Source organism: Pseudomonas sp. MWU16-30323, assembly GCF_020515595.1.
GTDB classification, from domain to species: Bacteria; Pseudomonadota; Gammaproteobacteria; order Pseudomonadales; family Pseudomonadaceae; genus Aquipseudomonas; species Aquipseudomonas yamanorum.
The window spans coordinates 100,536-116,841 of sequence record NZ_JAIWYM010000009.1 but is presented as its reverse complement, the minus strand read 5'-3'; the positions used below and the strand labels follow the sequence as shown (position 1 = coordinate 116,841).

Genomic DNA, 16,306 nt, shown 5'->3' with positions numbered 1-16,306 from the left:
TATGGACCAAAGGCGCCGAGGTGAACAACGTCACCGTCGCCATAGACCTACAAGAACCATATGCTTCATGGCGTAAAGGTTTGGTTACTTGGGAGGAGGGGGCCAACTGCCTTGGTAGCGAAACGATATCTGGTAGTCGAATAGGCGAGGATCAATCACGTGCTGAAAATAGGGCTGAAGGATCGCTATCCAAGCAGGTAGAACGTCGAATCCTCCTGCGTAAATTTGCGGTTCTTCCTCCAGCCCGAATGACTTAAGAATGATGTCATCATGTTCAAAGTTTTCCGAGTATTCATCGCCCTCCAGATTTGCCGTAAGTTTGTTGAACCATTCCAGTCGGATTTTCATAGCCACAATCAATTCCCCATTCATTTTTCTATACGCCTTTCATCTTTTGCTGGGCCGCGCTGCTCGCCGGTATAGGGGTCAAATGAGCCTAGGTGACTGACGTCGCTGTAGCGATACGCTTCCAATTCGCCCTTTTTGGAGTCCCATTCATAAAGCCTCCTTCCTTTAGCGTCCTTCCAACGCTCACGTAAGCCACCGCCACCCTGGCGTGGGGTCTTTCTCTTTTGCTCTATCAAACCTGGGAAACCAGTTATGTCTTCGGTTCTAGGGGCCGGGAAATAATCATGGTCCGGGTTTTTCAGCCCCTTTCGTGGCTCGCTAACCACCACATACAGCGGCCGAACCCCCGACTCCACCGGAAACACCAGAATAAAATCCCGGTACTCCGGCGGATAAATCGGGTTCACCAGAATTTGTTTGGCCGCCTCCGTCGGCGGATAAATCCACATCACCGGAGCTTGCGGTGCAGCCTCCAATGCCGGTATGCCAAGGGTGTCGCCAGGATCAATGGCCGGCGTCCAAATCAGCTCCACACCCTCGCCAAGATCCGCCACAAACTGGCTGTCACGACTCTGAAACTGCACCACATCGATCATCTGCCAGTCGGCGTTTTTGCCGGTATAAAACCCATACCCCTTCAGCGTCCCGTCGGCGCGTTGCTCGATATGCAACCGCATCCGCGAGCGGGCTTTTTGCAGGTGACGAAGCTGCTCTTCGCTATAGAGCGCACTGTCGCCAAGCTCCGATGGCCATGCCAGAGCCACCAGCCCTGCAAGCAAACCCCCTGCGGCGGCACCGACCGCCGCAGCCGTGGATTCCAACACGGCTGTGCGCAGTACAAGCTGGCCTAGCCCAACGGGTAGGGTGCTACCACTGATTTTCTTGAGGGAGACGCCGCCGTGGCTGTCCATCTCCCGCCCGCCTAAAAGCGTGAAGTGGCCGTAGTCCTTGATCAGCTCAAGCGGCACATAGCCGGTGGGATTGTTGTAGCTGATGATCCCGTCGGGCAGATGGCACGACTTGGCGAACACATGGCCTGGAATCTTCGTGGGTTCAGGCGTGGGCGCGGGAGGGGCTTCATACAAATCAATGAACGGTGAATACGGAATCTGCTTAGGCTGCGGCGTCAGAATTCGCCGTTTCAGCTGCTCTTCTTCGGTAATTGGATATGCGCGCTCTGTCATGGTTGCTCACTTCCCTGTGCAAGGAAGCGAGCCTATGAGAGCGCAGAAGAACCTGAAATTCTCGCTGTTCGATGGGAGGTGTGGGAAAAGTCATCAGATCAACAGCGACAATCGCGCCGCACGCTGCAGGCAGCAAATTTACGGTATTCCCAATCATCGCCTCCGTGCTCCGAAGTACGACGAGTAAGTAGATTCGTCCCCTGTGCTCCTTTACTGACGAACAGCTCACTGACCAGTCGTTTCGTTTATTGCGATTTTCGTTTGTTTCGTTTAGCGTTGATCCCATTCAATTGAGTACTTGCCGGAGCGAAATCATGATTGCCAGCCATCTCCCCAAAACCGTCCTGCCGTTGGAAAAGGAAGTCGAAGCCGCCGTACAAGGCCAGCGAGCGTTGGCGTCTCTACTATCGACCCAGTTTGAGACCCAGCGTATCGACATTTTCGACAAGGAAGACAAGCCTCATACGCTGGTGCTACCTACCTCAGCGCTGCGCCTGCTGGTCGATATCCTGGGTGAGTTGGCCATTGGTAATGCCGTAAAGGTTGTGCCTGTCCACGCTGAACTGACTTCCCAGGAAGCTGCCGACCTGCTCAATGTGTCGCGACCGCATTTGGTCAAGATGCTGGAAGAGGGCGCTATTCCATTCACCAAAACCGGACGGCATCGGCGGATACGGTTTTCTGATTTGATGGCGTTCAAGCAGCGGCGTGAGGATAAAAGTCAGGAGGCGATGGATGCGTTGGCGCTGCAGGCGCAGGAGTTGGGAATGGGGTATGAGGGATGAGGTGTTCGCCTTTTACTGCGGTATACGACGCCTGTGTTCTCTACCCTGCGCCACTCAGGGATTTGCTTATGTGGCTCGGCCTTTCGGGCCTGTTTCGGGCGCGATGGACTAATCAGATTCATGAAGAGTGGAAGCGAAATGTGCTCAAGAATCGGCCTGACTTGACGGCAGCTCAAATGCATTGCACGTCGGCGCTGATGGACATGGCGATACCGGATGCTCTGGTGACGGGGTATGAGGATCTTTGTTCGAGCCTGGATTTGCCTGATCCTGATGATCGTCATGTGCTCGCGGCGGCGATCAGGAGCAAGGCGGAGGTTATCGTGACCTTCAACTTGAAGGATTTTCCAGCGCGGGTGTTGGACGCGTACGACATTGAAGCGATGCATCCGGATGACTTTGTTTCGGATCTTTGGGATTTGGATCAGGCAGCTGTGTTGGCTGCGGCGCAGAAGCAAAGGCGATCGCTGAAGAGGCCGCCGATGGATGCGGGGAATTACCTGGAGATGTTGATGCGGCAGGGGTTGGGGCAGACGACTAGGTTCCTTGGGCCTTATGAGATGATGTTGTAGAAGTATTGTCATTTTTAGCGGTGTTTTTTGATCAGTGCCTTTGGACTATCCGTTTAGATGAGCTTGTCATATCCCAATCATTTGTCTGGTAAATGTTATAAGGTATGCCTAGGCCGTCATCGGCTTTAGATTTCGTCGAAAGCCGATTGCTGTCCGCGAGTACATTAGTTCATATTTTAAGCAGGTAGTGCGCGAGGGAAATTTTCTCTCATGTAGTCGTCAAGCGGTTTGTATGAGCTACATTTTATTAAGTTTTGTAGGTTTGTGTATGTTGCAATTTTTTTGTTGTGGACGGTATTCATATAGATTTTGTTGCTATGCCTTCTGACCATCTTTTGAAGATGCTCTTTTGGAGACTTTACAGTCTCGGAGTTCGAGATTGCTTTGATTTTTTGTGCGATCGAGAAAACGTGCCTTATAGCTTCTATGTCCGACAATAACCAAGCCTCAAGTTCCTCGACTGGTATGACAATCAGAGTTTTTATTGCATCGGCTTGTTGGATTCTTTCAGTAATGTCTTTCCTTAGACTTGCTTCGTTATTGCGGTCTAGGTCATGAAAAATTAATATGTGTTGGCAGCCAGCTTTAGTTAAGTTGGTTGCCCAGGCCTGGCATTTTGTTTTGAGTTTTCCACACCCTTGGCCTACAAAGTGTTTTACGGAAAATTTTGTGCGGTCAATATATTTTGCTAATATTTCTGTTATGACCTGGACGTCACTAATGTCTTCTGCGATTACGCCTATTTTAATTGCCATTAGAGCTCTCCATGCTTCCAGTACTCACCAAGGCCACCTTGGTTGCAGAGGTAATCCTTTAATGCGGCTAGTTCATCTATGTTTAAGTTTTTCTTGACGTTGGTTACAGTTGTTCCTTCTTCGTTTCTAGAAACCTTAAATACGCTGCTTAGCTCTAATCGGTCCAGTAGTTGGTCAGAGTGAGTGGAGATTATTATTTGTTTTTCTAGTGAGTATATTTTTATGAGCTCTATGATACTAGAAAGTAAACCGTGGTGAACGCAGACCTCTGGTTCCTCAATTAACATGAGTGAACCATGATTTGTTATGAGGTAAAAGATCAAAGCTAGAGTTTTGAAGGTGCCCTCTGAAAGTTGACTTGGTGAGAGGGAGTTTCCATAAATAATAAAGTTTGGAATGATTAGATTGTTCTTTTTTTCCTTTGTTGTAATTCTTCCGCCGACTGAGACTTTGTATACGGAAGATGAGGTTTCAATTTCTTGAAATTTAAGTTCGTCGATTAGGTGGACGCCATTGATTCCAATTATGTCAATAAATGTCTCGTAATCATTAGGATTTGAGCGATAGCAGGAGTAGAGGTCATATAAGAATTTTTTATGTCCGCCTATAGATATTCCGCGACGAACACCTGATTCGCTTTCAACTTCAAAGGATATTGGTGAGCTTGATGGGTTGGTGAAGATGGAAGCGCTATAATAGCTGATTGATTTGATGAATTTTACAATGTCGATAAAAGCGGAGAGTGCGCTAGACGCAATATTCTCGTCGTTAAATTGCTCTTTGAGGAAGCGGATTAGGCTATGCCTGAAGTCTCTGTTCGAAAATCTATAGTCGTCGGTTAGCGCGGCCATTGGAATTCCGATTTTTTTTCTAGAACCTGTAATTGAATATAAATACCATGTTTCTGTTGCGTTTAGTATTTCGTCTTCGTTTCGTTCATTGTTTACGAGGCTGATTTTTGCTTCGTGGAGAATTGTCTTGCCGTTCCACTCGAATCGGGATTTTAAGATGCAGTCAGAAGAAAATGGATCATTTTGAACTTTTCTCGTATACGGTGAGTGTCGCGCGTTGAGGATGCCTGTAAGCAATTGGAAGGCTGAAAGTATTGTGGTTTTACCGCTTCCGTTAGGGCCAATTAGTGCTGATAAATTTTTATTCGGCTCAAATGACGTCGAAACGCAGGATCGGTAGTTAGTTACTTCTAACCTCGTCAATTTGACGTTATTCATCAGTATTCCCTTTTGATGAGCCGTATTTTTACGGATTTAATCAAATGATTTCATACTGATATCACTTAGTCATCATTTTTTTTATCAGCCCCGGTTTCCTCAGCTTCAGTACGTTTCGATCATGGTCGATATGAAATTGATGGCGGAAATTTTTGGCGACAAAGCCGCCCTTTCAGCATCGTATATCCCGGGCTACCTTCTGGGTTGTCACTGCAAATTCAGTGACCGGGCCTGATAACCCGTGGAACAATAGGCGCACAAAGCGTCTCCAGCACCATTGCCGACGCTTTTTTTGCGTCCGTACGGCCGTGTTATGGCGGCTGTGCGCGGGAGGTCTTCGGACCTGCCGGGTTCCTATTGTCCCGGTTTATCAGCCTGCGCACAGCTGCCACCCTTATTCGCCTGATAACGAATGTGGTAGCTCTTTTGACATTAGGAGCTATGCCCATGAGCGTTTCTGTCTGTTCGTACATCTACTGTTCTGCAATCACCACCCCGGCCCATACCGGAGGTGTCCAATGATCAACCCGCCTCTCAACAAAACCCTCGGTATCATCACCTTTTCCACCTGCGGCGTTTCGCCGGATTTCCACCATCTTTTCCGCGTCAACTCCGGTGTGCCGATTCGCGATGCCTTGGAGCACGCGTCTGTCTTGCTCCACTGTTCAAAGATGTTGGCGTTGGATGCAGCCATGGAGAAGGGCGCCGATCGCTATGCGTGGGCGTCGCATTATTTGGGGGAGATGGCTAAGGCGGTGGTAGATGATTTGGCGAATGGGATGTTGCCGAATGGGGCGGTTGAGTAGGTAGGTGGTTTTGCAGGGTGTGGGAGGATGCCATCGCAGGCAAGCCAGCTCCCACATTTGATTGAGTCCACCCAGGAGTACTTTTCCGTAGGCGAAAAAAAGACCTCGTTATTCGAGGTCTTTTTTTAGGCGTTTGATGGCTTCGACAGCTCAAAGCACATGCTTTGAAATCACCCTCGATATCTCAACAATCGACGTCTTCCCCGTAAACTCAAACTTCACTTTCCCCACCGCCGAAAAGTAAATCTCCAGTTCCGAATCCAGGTCAAACGTCCCGGACGTTTCCACCGAATACGCGACGATGTTTTTGTACGGCAGTGAAGTGAAGTCCTTCTTGCTGCCGGTAATCCCTTGCACGTTCACCGCGATGATGCGCTTGGTGGTGAACACCACCCCATCGCGCATGGCCTTGTAGGAATCGATGACCTGCTCATCATCCAGCAGCAATGACGAAACGCGTTCTGCGTATTCGTTGTTCTGTTTGAGTTTGAAGAAGCCTTTGTTGTTGAAGTCGATCATGTGCCTTTCCTTGGGTAAATGGTGCGGTAAACGCCTATGCCGGTGTATGACGTTTTGCTCGCGGATCTGTATCTAACAGCCTTCCTTTTATCGCCCTACCATGGCGCCAACAACCCGCCGGCCATTACAAAATTTTACGTCGCCAAGGAGTTACACCATGCCCGAACTGTCCAGTTTGCTTGCCTACGGCCTGATTTCGCTCGGCATGGTGCTGACGCCCGGCCCGAACATGATTTACCTAATTTCGCGGTCGATCTGCCAGGGGCGTATGGCCGGGTTGATTTCCCTCGGCGGCGTTGCGTTGGGGTTTGTCGTCTATATGTTCTGCGCGACATTGGGCATCACGGCGTTAGTGATGGCGGTTCCTTACGCCTATGACGCGCTGCGGCTCGGCGGGGCGTTGTATCTGGTGTACCTGGCCTGGCAGGCGGTGAAGCCAGGTGGCCGTTCACCCTTCCAGGTACGGGACTTGCCCAAGGACAGCCCGCGCAAGCTGTTCATGATGGGTTTTGTCACCAACCTGCTGAATCCCAAAGTGGCGGTGATGTATTTGTCGTTGCTGCCTCAGTTTATCGACCCTAACGGCCACGCCAGTGTGCTCTCGCAATCCCTGGTTCTGGGCTTTACGCAGATCATGATCAGCGTGAGCGTCAACGCGCTGATCGCCGTTATGGCAGGCTCGATTGCAGGATTTTTCATCCGTAAACCCGTCTGGCAAACCGTGCAGCGTTGGGTGATGGGCTCGGTGCTGATGGGCCTGGCCGTACGCATGGCGGTCGAAGGTCGGCGTTAAAGGATCGCCTTCAGGTAATCCTTGAGTGCGCTGAGCGGAGCATTGAGTGCTTCGAGTGTCGTTGCTTGATGCACACCCACCGCGAGCCGTTGCAGCTCGCGGCCCATCACGGTGTTTGCACCGCCCAGGGATTCGAGGGCCAATGCCAGGCATTCTTCGATTTTTTGCTGGATGGCGTTGAGATCGCCCTTGCGCACCAGCAAGCCAAACACTTCCCGCTCATAGCCGTCCATGACCAGGTCATCCCGAAGAATCGGGCTCGCGCCTTCGGTCTCATGCACCAGCTTGAGCGCAAAAAGCGCAACAGCTTCCAGCGTCAGTTCCATGGTCAAGGTTCCTCTTCTCTCGCGTTCGCCTGCCCATCATCACTTTCCTGCAGGCGAAAAAAAAGACCTTGAATTTCAAGGTCTTTTTTTAAGATGGTGCCCCGAGGGAGACTCGAACTCCCACTCCTTTCGAAAACGGATTTTGAATCCGCCGCGTCTACCAATTCCGCCATCAGGGCTCAATGGCGGCGAAGTATAGAGATGAGATTACCGTTGGTCAATCACGTTTCATGGTCAATTTTCACTATTTCCGCTAGACTTCCCGGCCCTGCTAGACGAACCCCATCATGCGCGTTGCTGACTTTACTTTTGAGCTCCCTGATTCGCTGATCGCTCGCCACCCTTTGGCCGAGCGTCGCGCCAGTCGACTGCTGACCCTGGACGGGGTCAGCGGTGCCCTCGCACACCGTCAATTCACTGATTTGCTTGAGCATTTACGCCCGGGCGACTTGATGGTTTTCAACAATACCCGGGTGATTCCGGCACGGCTGTTTGGCCAGAAAGCGTCCGGTGGCAAGCTGGAAATTCTGGTGGAGCGGGTGCTGGACAGCCACCGCGTGCTGGCCCATGTGCGCTCCAGCAAGTCGCCGAAACCGGGTTCGAAGATTCTCATCGATGGCGGTGGCGAAGCTGAAATGCTGGCCCGTCACGATGCGTTGTTCGAGCTTGGGTTTGCCGAGGAAGTGTTACCGCTGCTGGAGCGTGTCGGCCACATGCCGTTGCCTCCTTATATAGACCGCCCCGACGAAGACTCGGACCGCGAGCGTTATCAGACGGTGTACTCCCAGCGCCTGGGTGCCGTGGCGGCACCGACTGCGGGGCTGCATTTCGACCAGCCGCTGCTGGATGCGATCGCCGCTAAAGGCGTTGAAACGGCCTATGTGACCCTGCACGTGGGGGCCGGCACCTTTCAGCCGGTGCGTGTGGATAACATCGAAGACCATCACATGCACAGCGAGTGGCTGGAAGTCAGCCAGGAAGTCGTGGATGCGGTTGACGCGTGCAAGGCGCGTGGCGGGCGGGTGGTGGCGGTCGGTACCACCAGCGTGCGTTCGCTGGAAAGTGCGGCGCGCGATGGCGTGCTCAAGCCGTTCAGTGGCGACACCGATATCTTTATCTACCCGGGCCGGCCGTTTCATGTGGTCGATGCCCTGGTGACCAATTTCCATTTGCCGGAATCCACGCTGTTGATGCTGGTGTCGGCATTTGCCGGTTATCCCGAGACCATGGCCGCTTATCAAGCCGCCATCGATAACGGATACCGTTTTTTCAGCTACGGTGATGCGATGTTTATCACCCGTAATCCGGCGCCGCGCGGCCCAGAGGAACAATCATGAGTCGTATGTCGTTTGAATTGCTGGCCACGGATGGTAAAGCTCGCCGCGGCCGTTTGACCTTCCCTCGCGGTACCGTCGAGACCCCGGCCTTTATGCCGGTCGGTACCTACGGCACGGTAAAAGGCATGCTGCCGCGTGACATCGTCGCCACCGGCGCCGAGATCATCCTGGGCAACACCTTCCACCTGTGGCTGCGCCCGGGCACCGAAGTGATCAAGAAGCATGGCGACTTGCATGACTTCATGAAGTGGCAAGGCCCGATCCTGACCGACTCGGGTGGCTTCCAGGTGTTCAGCCTGGGCGCCATGCGCAAGATCAAGGAGGAGGGCGTGACCTTCGCCTCCCCGGTGGACGGCGCCAAAGTGTTCATGGGCCCGGAAGAGTCGATGCAGGTCCAGCGAGACCTGGGCTCCGACATCGTGATGATTTTTGACGAATGCACGCCGTACCCGGCCGATGAAGACGTCGCGCGGATCTCCATGGAGCTGTCGCTGCGTTGGGCCCAGCGCTCGAAAAATGCCCATGGCGATAACACCGCGGCGCTGTTCGGTATCGTGCAGGGCGGCATGCATGAAAGCTTGCGCAAGCGCTCGCTGGAAGGCCTGGACAAGATCGGTTTTGACGGCCTGGCCATCGGCGGTCTGTCGGTGGGCGAGCCCAAGCACGAGATGATCAAAGTGCTGGACTACCTGCCGGGCCTGATGCCGGCTGACAAACCTCGTTACCTTATGGGCGTTGGCAAACCGGAAGATCTCGTAGAGGGTGTGCGCCGCGGTGTGGACATGTTCGATTGCGTGATGCCAACCCGTAATGCCCGCAATGGGCATCTGTTCATCGATACAGGCGTGCTGAAGATCCGTAACGCGTTCCATCGCCATGATGAATCGCCGCTGGATCCCACCTGTGACTGCTACACCTGCCAGAACTTCTCGCGTGCTTATCTGCACCATCTGGACAAGTGTGGGGAAATGCTGGGTAGCATGTTGAATACCATCCACAATTTGCGCCACTACCAAGTCCTGATGGCTGGTTTGCGCGAGGCTATTCAACAGGGTACATTGGCCGCCTTCGTCGATGCCTTCTATGCCAAGCGCGGGCTGCCTGTGCCGCCCTTGGACTGAGTTTTCCGACCCTAAGATTCACTATTTGCAACTGGAGTGCTAAATGAGCTTTTTTATCTCTAATGCCATGGCTGATGCCGCTGCACCGGCCGCTGCCGGTCCTATGGGCGGTGGTTTTGAGTGGATTTTCCTGGTCGGCTTCCTGGTCATCTTCTACCTGATGATCTGGCGTCCACAGGCCAAGCGCGCCAAAGAGCAGAAGAACCTGCTGGGCAGCTTGCAGAAAGGCGACGAAGTCGTGACCACTGGCGGCATCGCCGGCAAGATCACTAAAGTGTCCGACGCTTTCGTGGTTCTGGAAGTCTCCGACACCGTAGAAATGAAGTTCCAGAAGGGCGCCATCGCCGCCACGCTGCCAAAAGGCACGCTCAAAGCGATCTAAGTAACAACCTTTACCAATCGACGGGGCGCGCAAGGCGCCCCGCGTTATAAGCGGGCGGCGTGATGCTGAACAAATACCCTCTGTGGAAATACGTACTGATCCTGGCGGTGCTGGCGATCGGTTTTATTTATTCCGCTCCCAATCTCTATCCTGATGACCCGGCGATCCAGATCACTGGCGCCAGCACTGCGTTGCAGGTCAATCAGGCTGATCTGGACCGTGCGAGCAAAGCGCTCACTGATGCGGGTATCCAGGTTAAAGCGGCAAGTTTGGCAGCTGATGCGAAGGGCGGCTTGTTGCGCCTGACCAAGCAAGAAGACCAATTGCCGGCCAAAGACGTTGTGCGCAAGGTCATGGGTGATGACTACGTTGTCGCGCTGAACCTGGCACAGACCACGCCAAAATGGCTGCGCGCGATTGGCGCACACCCGATGAAGCTGGGTCTGGACTTGTCCGGTGGTGTGCACTTCCTGCTGGAAGTGGACATGGACAAGGCCCTCGACGCTCGCCTGAAAGTCTACGAAGGCGATGTGAAGAGCCTGCTGCGTAAAGAGCGTCTGCGTTATCGCAGCCTGCCGCAGCTCAACGGCGCCATCCAGCTGGGCTTTGCTGACGAAGCAACCCGCGAACAGGCCCGTGCACTGATCCGCAAGAACTTCAACGATTTCGACATTGTTCCGGCCGACCTCAATGGTCAGGCGGTACTGCGTCTGGCGATGACCCCGGCCAAGCTGGCGGAAATCCGTGAATACTCCATCAAGCAGAACTTGACCACGGTCCGTAACCGCGTCAACGAACTGGGTGTGGCCGAGCCGATCGTTCAGCGCCAGGGTGCCAACCGCATCGTGGTTGAGTTGCCGGGCGTGCAGGACACTGCTGAAGCCAAGCGTATCCTGGGCAAGACTGCCAACCTGGAATTCCGTCTGGCGGCTGAGCCGGGTGCTACCCGCGCGACTGCTGAAGAGTTCGAGTTCCGTGAGGGCAATCGTCCACCTGCACTGATCGAGCGTGGCTTGATCATCACCGGTGACCAGGTTACTGACGCCAAGGCCGGTTTCGGCGAGCACGGTACGCCTGAAGTGAACATTCGCCTGGACGGTCACGGCGGCGAACTGATGAGCCGCGCAACCCGCAGCAACGTCGGTCGCAGCATGGCGGTGATCTTCATCGAGCAGCGTCCTGTCACCACCTACACCAAGCAAGTGGTCGATGGCGTCGAGAAAGACGTTCCGGTACAAACCTTTAAAGAAGAGAAGAAGATCATCAGCCTGGCGACCATCCAGTCGCCGCTGGGTGCTCAATTCCGCATCACTGGCCTGAACGGCCAGGGTGAGTCGTCCGAACTGGCGCTGCTGCTGCGTGCCGGTGGCCTGGCGGCCCCGATGTACTTCGCTGAAGAGCGTACCATCGGCCCGAGCCTGGGTGCTGACAACATCACCAAGGGTATCGACGCTGCACTGTGGGGCATGCTGTTCGTCTCTCTGTTCATCATCGCCATCTACCGCTTCTTCGGCATCATCGCTACCGTCGCACTGGCGGGCAACATGGTGATGCTGCTGGCCCTGATGTCGCTGCTGGGTGCAACGCTGACCCTGCCGGGTATCGCCGGTATCGTACTCACCATGGGTATGGCGGTAGACGCCAACGTACTGATCTTCTCGCGGATTCGTGAAGAGATTGCTGCGGGCATGACCGTTCAACGGGCAATCAACGAAGGCTTCGGCCGGGCATTTACCGCGATTCTCGACTCCAACCTGACCACTCTGTTGGTCGGCGGGATTCTCTTTGCCATGGGCACCGGCCCGGTCAAAGGTTTTGCGGTGACCATGTCCCTCGGTATCTTTACCTCGATGTTCACGGCCATCATGGTGACCCGCGCAATGGTCAACCTGATCTTTGGCGGACGTGACTTCAAGAAGTTGTGGATTTAAGGGGCTGCCATGTTACGTACAATCAACTTCATGGGCGTTCGCAACGTTGCGTTCAGCTTCACCGTGCTCCTTACCGTTCTGGCGTTGTTCAGCTGGTTCCATAAGGGCCTGAACTACGGTCTGGACTTCACCGGCGGTACGCTCATCGAGCTGACCTACGAGAAGCCGGCCGACGTTAGCCTGGTGCGCAACGAGCTGGTCAAGGCCGGCTATCACGAAGCTATCGTGCAGAGCTTTGGTGCTACCACTGACCTGCTGGTGCGTATGCCGGGCGAAGACCCGCAACTGGGTCACCAGGTAGCCGAGGCCTTGCAGAAGGTCGGTGGTGACAACCCGGCGTCGGTCAAGCGCGTCGAGTTCGTGGGCCCGCAAGTGGGTGAAGAGCTGCGCGACCAGGGCGGCCTCGGCATGCTGATGGCGCTGGTCGGCATCATGATCTACCTGGCTTTCCGCTTTCAGTGGAAGTTCGGTGTCGGCGCCATTGTGTCGCTGATCCACGACGTGATCGTGACCGTGGGTATCCTGGCCTACTTCCAGATTACCTTCGACCTGACGGTATTGGCGGCGGTGCTGGCGATCATTGGTTACTCCCTCAACGACACCATCGTGGTATTCGACCGGGTTCGTGAGAACTTCCGGGTACTGCGCAAGGCGACGTTGATCGAGAACATCAACATCTCCACCACCCAGACCCTGCTGCGCACCATGGCGACCTCGATCTCCACCTTGCTGGCAATTGCCGCACTGATGGTGTTCGGTGGTGACAACCTGTGGGGCTTCTCGCTGTCGCTGTTCATCGGCGTACTGGCGGGTACCTACTCGTCGATCTACATCGCCAACGTGGTACTGATCTGGCTGAACCTCAACAGCGAAGACCTGATCCCTCCTGCCAGCACCGGCAAGGAGGTCGACGACCGCCCTTGATGGGTGTGTGTTGATCTGCTGTTACAAATAAGGCGCGAGTATTGAACTCGCGCCTTTTTTTTTGCTCCAAGGCTGGGTATAGCGCGGATCGTTCGGTCCGTTTGTGATGGTCAGGAGGTTCACGTGAACAAGTCGTTACTGGTTGGTGCGGTATTGGGTGCTGTCGGTGTGACTGCCGGGGGTGCTGTTGCCACCTACAGCCTGGTAAAAAGCGGCCCTGAGTATGCGCAAGTGCTGGCGGTGCAGCCGGTGAAAACCCAGATTAAAACCCCGCGTGAAGTCTGCAAGGACGTTGCCGTGACCCGGCAGAAGCCTGTGCAGGATCAGCATCAGATCGTCGGTACGGTGGTCGGTGCGCTGGCGGGCGGCCTGTTGGGTAATCAGGTCGGCGGCGGTAATGGCAAGAAGCTGGCCACGGTGGCCGGTGCGGTCGGTGGCGGTTATGCCGGTAACAAGGTTCAGGAAGGCATGCAGAACCGCGATACCTACACCACGACGCAAACCCGTTGTAACACCGTTAACGACATCAGTGACAAGGTTGTCGGGTACGACGTGCGTTACACCCTGGACGGCAAGGAAGGCTCTGTGCGCATGGATCGTGATCCAGGCAATCAGATCCCGGTCGACAAGGAAGGGCGCCTGGTTATCGGTCAGAACCAGCCGCAGCAGTAATTTCAGATATAAAAAAAAGCACCCCGAGGGGTGCTTTTTTGTGCTCGCTCGCTTAGCGCTTCAGCGAGGCCGGCAGGTGCGGCTGGATCGCCGTCAGTACTGCCTTGAAGCATTTGGTGTTGCCAGCAACGACGTGGCCCTTCTCCAGGAAGTCGTGACCGCCGGTGAAGTCGCTCACCAGGCCGCCCGCTTCTTGAATCAGCAGTGCGCCTGCAGCCATGTCCCACTCGGACAGGCCCGACTCCCAGAACGCATCAAAACGACCGGCAGCGACATAAGCCAGGTCCAGGCTGGCTGCACCGGCGCGACGGATGCCGGCGGTCTGGCCAACCAGGGCGCGGAACATGCCCAGGTAGTTTTCCAGGTTGTCCATCTGGTCATCGCGGAACGGGAAGCCGGTACCCAGCAGGGCGCCGTCCAGGCTGGTGCGACCGCTGACGCGCAGGCGGCGACCGTTCAACTGGGCGCCACGGCCACGGCTGGCGGTGAATTCTTCCTGGCGAACCGGGTCCAGAACAACGGCGTGCTCCAGGCGGCCACGGTATTTGCAGGCAATGCTCACGGCAAAGTGCGGGATGCCGCGCAGGAAGTTGGTGGTGCCATCCAGTGGGTCGATGATCCACAGGTAGTCTTCGCCTTCGCCGCTACCTTTGTGCAGGCCGGTTTCTTCACCGAGGATGCCGTGGGTAGGGTAGGCCTTGCGCAGCGCGTCGATGATTTTCTGCTCGGCGGCGCGATCCACCTCGGATACGTAATCCTTGGCGTCTTTTTCGTCGACCTTGATGGTATCCAGGCGCTCGATGGAGCGGAAGATCAATTCACTGGCGCTGCGGGCGGCGCGCAGCGCGATATTCAGCATGGGCTGCATGGATGTGTCACCTAAGGTTGTTAAAGAAAGCCGAGCATTCTAGCAGAAACTTTCTTCAGGTGAAGGACGACGTTACCTTTCATGGCATAACCTTAGGCTGTTCTGTAAGATTTGCTCCCCTTTCCCGTGTCCGAGAGCGCCTCCCTTGCTGCAAAACATCCGTGTGGTCCTCGTCAATACCAGTCATCCCGGCAATATCGGCGGCGTGGCGCGAGCCATGAAGAACATGGGGCTGACGCGTCTGGTGCTGGTGGAGCCGCGTGTGTTCCCGCACCACGAGGCCGATGCTCGCGCGTCCGGCGCCAATGACATCCTCGAAAAAGCCCAGGTCGTCGCCACCCTGGAAGGCGCCCTGGTCGGCTGCAATCTGGTGCTCGGCACCAGCGCTCGCGACCGTCGCATCCCCTGGCCGCTGCTGGATCCCCGCGAATGCGGGACCAAAGTCGTGGAAGAGGCCGCCGGCGGCGCTGAAATCGCCTTGGTATTTGGCCGTGAAGACTCCGGCCTGACCAATGAAGAGTTGCAGCGATGTCATTATCACGTGCACATCCCATCAGACCCAGAGTTCAGTTCGCTGAACCTCGGGGCGGCGGTGCAGGTGTTGAGTTATGAAGTGCGCATGGCCTGGCTGGCCGCTGAAGGTCAGCCAAGCAAGGTTGAAAAGGACGAGGTTGCATCGACTAAGAGTGGTGAGTTGGCCACCATGGACGAGCTGGAGCGATTCTATGAACACCTGGAGCAAACCCTGGTGGCCATTGAATTCCTCGATCCGGAAAAACCACGGCACTTGATGGCGCGCCTGCGTCGGTTGTACGGACGCAGCTCGGTCAGCCGGGCGGAAATGAATATATTGCGTGGCATCCTCACGGAAACCCAGAAAGCGGCCCGTGGCGAGCTTCTTAAGCGGAAGGATTAAAAATGTTCGAGCGTTTGCGAGAAGATATCCAGAGTGTTTTCCACCGTGACCCGGCGGCGCGCAACGCCTTTGAGGTGCTGACCTGCTACCCGGGCATGCACGCGATCTGGATCCACCGCCTGTCCGGCGCCTTGTGGCATATGGGCTGGAAGTGGCTGGCGCGGCTGGTCTCCAACTTTGGTCGCTGGTTGACCGGGATCGAGATTCATCCGGGCGCCAAAGTCGGTCGTCGTTTCTTTATCGATCACGGCATGGGCATCGTTATTGGCGAGACCGCCGAGATTGGTGATGACGTAACCCTGTATCAGGGCGTGACCCTGGGCGGCACCACTTGGAACAAGGGCAAGCGCCACCCGACGCTGGAAGATGGCGTTGTAGTAGGGGCGGGCGCCAAAGTCCTCGGCCCGTTTACCGTCGGTGCGGGTGCAAAGGTCGGCTCCAACGCCGTGGTGACCAAGGCCGTGCCGCCTGGCGCAACGGTTGTCGGCATTCCGGGGCGGATTATCGTCAAGCCGGAAGTCGGTGATGAGCAGGAAGCCAAGCGCAAGGCCATGGCCGAGAAAATCGGCTTCGATGCCTATGGTGTCAGTGAAGACATGCCTGACCCGGTGGCGCGTGCCATCGGCCAGTTGCTGGATCACCTGCAAGCGGTGGACGGCAAGCTGGACGGCATGTGCGGTGCCCTGAAAGACCTCGGCAGCAACTACTGCGCCAAGGACCTGCCTGAGCTGCGCAAGGAAGACTTCGCCGAGATCAAGGACGAAAGCGCTACCAAAGCTGGCTGACTCTTGAGCCGGTCGCGATCCCTGTGGGAGCTGGCTTGCCTGCGATGGCGGCG

General features: G+C 55.3%; 19 protein-coding genes and 1 tRNA gene. 12 read left to right on the top strand and 8 right to left on the bottom strand.

Features of this window, described 5'->3' with window-relative positions:
* Positions 1-84 precede the first annotated feature (84 nt).
* Both LIY45_RS13390 and LIY45_RS13385 read right to left on the bottom strand, forming a co-directional pair.
* Positions 85-372, bottom strand: a complete 288-nt coding sequence (locus tag LIY45_RS13390; protein WP_260525325.1) for a cloacin immunity family protein — start codon at positions 370-372, stop codon at positions 85-87.
* On the bottom strand, positions 369-1,532 hold the full coding sequence (locus tag LIY45_RS13385; RefSeq protein ID WP_226476597.1) for a colicin E3/pyocin S6 family cytotoxin: 1,164 nt from the start codon (positions 1,530-1,532) through the stop codon (positions 369-371). The genes LIY45_RS13390 and LIY45_RS13385 overlap by 4 nt, the downstream gene beginning before the upstream one ends.
* A 314-nt stretch (positions 1,533-1,846) precedes the next feature.
* Here LIY45_RS13385 and LIY45_RS13380 point away from each other — a divergent pair, with 314 nt between their 5' ends.
* Together LIY45_RS13380 and LIY45_RS13375 are read left to right on the top strand one after the other, a co-directional pair.
* The gene (locus LIY45_RS13380) at positions 1,847-2,317 is read left to right on the top strand and encodes a helix-turn-helix domain-containing protein (RefSeq protein WP_226476596.1); all 471 of its coding nucleotides are present in this window, start codon (positions 1,847-1,849) and stop codon (positions 2,315-2,317) included.
* A complete protein-coding gene (locus tag LIY45_RS13375; RefSeq protein WP_226476595.1) occupies positions 2,314-2,889 on the top strand; it encodes a PIN domain-containing protein in 576 nt (191 codons plus the stop codon). The genes LIY45_RS13380 and LIY45_RS13375 overlap by 4 nt, the downstream gene beginning before the upstream one ends.
* Positions 2,890-3,065: 176 nt before the next feature.
* On the opposite strand, the gene LIY45_RS13370 is transcribed toward LIY45_RS13375, so the two are convergent.
* A complete protein-coding gene (locus tag LIY45_RS13370; RefSeq protein ID WP_226476594.1) occupies positions 3,066-3,644 on the bottom strand; it encodes a DUF4276 family protein in 579 nt (192 codons plus the stop codon).
* Complete coding sequence (locus LIY45_RS13365) at positions 3,644-4,873, bottom strand: ATP-binding protein (RefSeq protein WP_226476593.1); 1,230 nt, start codon at positions 4,871-4,873, stop codon at positions 3,644-3,646. The genes LIY45_RS13370 and LIY45_RS13365 overlap by 1 nt, the downstream gene beginning before the upstream one ends.
* Before the next feature lie 518 nt (positions 4,874-5,391).
* On the opposite strand from LIY45_RS13365, the gene LIY45_RS13360 reads away from it, so the two are divergent.
* Positions 5,392-5,679, top strand: coding sequence for a DUF3077 domain-containing protein (locus LIY45_RS13360; RefSeq protein ID WP_226476592.1), 288 nt, complete (start codon positions 5,392-5,394; stop codon positions 5,677-5,679).
* A 150-nt stretch (positions 5,680-5,829) separates the two neighbouring features.
* Here LIY45_RS13360 and LIY45_RS13355 read toward each other — a convergent pair whose 3' ends face one another.
* Positions 5,830-6,198 (bottom strand): PH domain-containing protein, encoded by a 369-nt coding sequence (locus tag LIY45_RS13355; protein ID WP_177075462.1) that lies wholly within the window; start codon positions 6,196-6,198, stop codon positions 5,830-5,832.
* Between the two features lie 157 nt (positions 6,199-6,355).
* Between LIY45_RS13355 and LIY45_RS13350 the strand changes: the two genes are divergently transcribed.
* A complete protein-coding gene (locus LIY45_RS13350) occupies positions 6,356-6,991 on the top strand; it encodes a LysE family translocator (RefSeq protein ID WP_226476591.1) in 636 nt (211 codons plus the stop codon).
* Here LIY45_RS13350 and LIY45_RS13345 read toward each other — a convergent pair.
* Both LIY45_RS13345 and LIY45_RS13340 read right to left on the bottom strand, forming a co-directional pair.
* The gene (locus LIY45_RS13345; protein ID WP_226476590.1) at positions 6,988-7,317 is read right to left on the bottom strand and encodes a hypothetical protein; all 330 of its coding nucleotides are present in this window, start codon (positions 7,315-7,317) and stop codon (positions 6,988-6,990) included. The genes LIY45_RS13350 and LIY45_RS13345 overlap by 4 nt on opposite strands.
* Before the next feature lie 94 nt (positions 7,318-7,411).
* Positions 7,412-7,496 (bottom strand) — tRNA-Leu (locus tag LIY45_RS13340).
* A gap of 108 nt (positions 7,497-7,604) precedes the next feature.
* On the opposite strand from LIY45_RS13340, the gene queA reads away from it, so the two are divergent.
* From queA to LIY45_RS13310, 6 genes are all read left to right on the top strand, one after another.
* On the top strand, positions 7,605-8,654 hold the full coding sequence (gene queA / locus LIY45_RS13335; protein WP_093201386.1) for a tRNA preQ1(34) S-adenosylmethionine ribosyltransferase-isomerase QueA: 1,050 nt from the start codon (positions 7,605-7,607) through the stop codon (positions 8,652-8,654).
* A gap of 5 nt (positions 8,655-8,659) precedes the next feature.
* Positions 8,660-9,775 carry a tRNA guanosine(34) transglycosylase Tgt gene (tgt, locus tag LIY45_RS13330; RefSeq protein WP_003210314.1) on the top strand — a complete coding sequence of 372 codons (1,116 nt, stop codon included), beginning with the start codon at positions 8,660-8,662 and terminating at the stop codon, positions 9,773-9,775.
* Between the two features lie 43 nt (positions 9,776-9,818).
* A complete protein-coding gene (gene yajC, locus LIY45_RS13325) occupies positions 9,819-10,157 on the top strand; it encodes a preprotein translocase subunit YajC (protein WP_003175975.1) in 339 nt (112 codons plus the stop codon).
* 62 nt (positions 10,158-10,219) lie between these two features.
* Positions 10,220-12,088, top strand: coding sequence for a protein translocase subunit SecD (gene secD, locus LIY45_RS13320; RefSeq protein WP_010176872.1), 1,869 nt, complete (start codon positions 10,220-10,222; stop codon positions 12,086-12,088).
* Between the two features lie 9 nt (positions 12,089-12,097).
* A complete protein-coding gene (gene secF, locus LIY45_RS13315) occupies positions 12,098-13,012 on the top strand; it encodes a protein translocase subunit SecF (RefSeq protein WP_017478653.1) in 915 nt (304 codons plus the stop codon).
* A gap of 123 nt (positions 13,013-13,135) precedes the next feature.
* Positions 13,136-13,684 carry a glycine zipper 2TM domain-containing protein gene (locus tag LIY45_RS13310; protein ID WP_003210309.1) on the top strand — a complete coding sequence of 183 codons (549 nt, stop codon included), beginning with the start codon at positions 13,136-13,138 and terminating at the stop codon, positions 13,682-13,684.
* A 52-nt stretch (positions 13,685-13,736) separates the two neighbouring features.
* Here the strand turns inward: LIY45_RS13310 and suhB are convergent, their stop codons facing one another.
* A complete protein-coding gene (gene suhB / locus LIY45_RS13305) occupies positions 13,737-14,552 on the bottom strand; it encodes an inositol-phosphate phosphatase (RefSeq protein ID WP_003175971.1) in 816 nt (271 codons plus the stop codon).
* Between the two features lie 145 nt (positions 14,553-14,697).
* On the opposite strand from suhB, the gene trmJ reads away from it, so the two are divergent.
* Together trmJ and cysE are read left to right on the top strand one after the other, a co-directional pair.
* Entirely contained in the window at positions 14,698-15,468 is a 771-nt protein-coding gene (gene trmJ, locus LIY45_RS13300; RefSeq protein WP_226476589.1) for a tRNA (cytosine(32)/uridine(32)-2'-O)-methyltransferase TrmJ, read from the top strand.
* A 2-nt stretch (positions 15,469-15,470) separates the two neighbouring features.
* Positions 15,471-16,253, top strand: a complete 783-nt coding sequence (gene cysE, locus LIY45_RS13295; protein ID WP_226476588.1) for a serine O-acetyltransferase — start codon at positions 15,471-15,473, stop codon at positions 16,251-16,253.
* Positions 16,254-16,306: the final 53 nt, after the last annotated feature.